The organism is Kitasatospora sp. NPDC051164 (assembly GCF_044455625.1).
Taxonomy (GTDB): domain Bacteria; phylum Actinomycetota; class Actinomycetes; order Streptomycetales; family Streptomycetaceae; genus Kitasatospora.
Window position 1 is genome coordinate 1 of the sequence record NZ_JBITFB010000116.1, and the last position, 2,150, is coordinate 2,150.

A 2,150-nucleotide genomic window follows, 5' to 3' on the forward strand; every position below is an offset into this window, starting at 1 on the left:
CTCCTCGCCACCCGCCTCGCCAGCCGCATCCGCACCACCCTCGGCACCGAACTCCCCCTGCGCACCCTCTTCGAAGCACCCACCCCCGCCGCCCTGGCACGTCACCTGGACCCGGGCGCACTGGTCCGTCCGCCGGTGGTGGCCGTCAGCGAAGGACGCGCGCAGGTGCCGCTGTCCTTCGCTCAGCAGCGGCTCTGGTTCCTCGGGCAGCTGGAGGGGCCGAACGCGACCTACAACATCCCGGCCGCCGTACGCCTTTCGGGCACGGTGGACCAGGAGGCACTGACGGCCGCACTGCGCGACGTGATCGACCGGCACCAGGTCCTGCGGACCGCTCTCTCCCTCGTCGACGGGCAGCCGGTGCAACGGGTGCTGCCCATCGAGGACGTCTCCGTCGGGCTCACTGTCGAACAGGTCGACGATGAGGAGGAGTTGGCCGCTGCAGTGCGCCGGTCGGCCGGGCAGCCCTTCGACCTGGCGACCGAACTTCCGCTGCGGGCTTCGTTCTTCACGCTGACTCCCGAGCAGAGTGTCCTCCTGCTGACGGTTCATCACATTGCAGGTGACGGCTGGTCGCTGGCCCCGCTGGGGCGGGACCTGTCGGCCGCATACGCGGCGCGCGTCAACGGCCGGGCACCCGCGTGGGCGCCGCTGCCGGTGCAGTACGCGGACTACACGCTCTGGCAGCGGGAACTGCTGGGGTCGGAGGAGGACACCGAAGGCCTGCTGGCACGGCAGTTGGGGTACTGGCGGGAGGCACTGGCCGACATACCCGAGGAGCTGGCGCTCCCCTTCGACCGGTCGCGCCCCGCAGTGGCGACGTACCGCGGGGGCGACGTCGAGCTGTCCGTCCCCGCCGAGCTGCACGCGGACCTGCTGAAGCTCGCCCGCGACCACGGCGCCACTTCGGCCATGGTGCTGCAGGCGGCGCTGGGTGTGCTGCTGTCCCGGCTCGGTGCCGGGGAGGACGTTCCGATCGGTACGCCGGTCGCCGGCCGTACCGATGAGGCGCTGGACGAGCTGGTCGGGTTCTTCGTCAACACCCTGGTCCTGCGCACCGATCTGAGCGGCGATCCGACCTTCGCCGAGCTGCTGGGCCGGGTCCGCGAGGCCGCGCTGGGTGCCTTCGCGCACCAGGACGTGCCGTTCGAGCGCCTCGTCGAGGAGCTGGCACCCGCGCGCTCGATGGCCCGGCACCCGCTCTTCCAGGTCATGCTCAGCCTGCAGAACAACGAGCGGGCAACCGTCGAACTCCCGGGCCTGGACGCCGATGTGTACGCCGCCGGTCCGGCGGCCGCCAAGTTCGACCTGCAGTTCGACGCGGTCGAGCAGGGCGAGGGTCTCGCGGTGCGGATCACGTACGCGGCGGACCTGTTCGACGCGGCATCGGTACGGACGATCGGCGAGCGGTGGCTGCGCGTGCTCGCCACCGTCGCCGGGGACCCGTCCCTGCGCGTCAGCGCCATCGACGTACTCGCCGACGACGAACGCCACCTCCTGCTCCAGGACTGGTCCGGCGCCACCCACAGCGTCCCGACCGAGACCGTACTGCCCGCGCTCTTCGAGGCCCAGGCCGCCCGCACCCCCGACGCCGTCGCCGTCATCCACGGCGACGAACAGGTCACCTACCGGGAGTTGAACGAGCGCGCCAACCGGCTCGCCCACCTCCTCGCCGAACAGGGCGTCCGCCCCGAGTCACTGGTCGCGATCCGCATGGAACGCACCGCCCACCTGATGACCGCTCTCCTGGCCGTCCTCAAGGCCGGCGGCGCCTACCTGCCCATCGACCCCGACTACCCCACCGACCGCGTCACCCACATGCTCACCGACGCCAACCCCGCCCTGCTCCTCACCACCAGCACCACAACGGGCGTTGGCACCACGGACGTCGACACCTCGGGCGTCAGTGCCTCGGCCGTCAGTGCCTCGGCCGTCGCGCCGCAGCCGCCGACCGTCCTCCTCGACCGGGTCGTTCTCGACGCTTACGCCACCACCAACCCGGTCGTCACCGCGCTGCCCGCGCACCCCGCGTACGTGATCTACACCTCCGGCTCGACCGGCCGCCCCAAGGGCGTGGTGATCACCCACCGCAACATCACCAAGCTCCTCACCTGGGCCGCCGACACCTTCGGCGACCACCACTTCACCCA

The 2,150-nt window shown here is 71.4% G+C and carries 1 protein-coding gene; it reads left to right on the top strand.

Annotation, left to right across the window (positions count from 1 at the left end):
- Nucleotides 1-2,150: condensation domain-containing protein (locus tag ACIBEC_RS47740; protein WP_360510310.1), on the top strand; the 2,150-nt coding region annotated here is incomplete at both ends.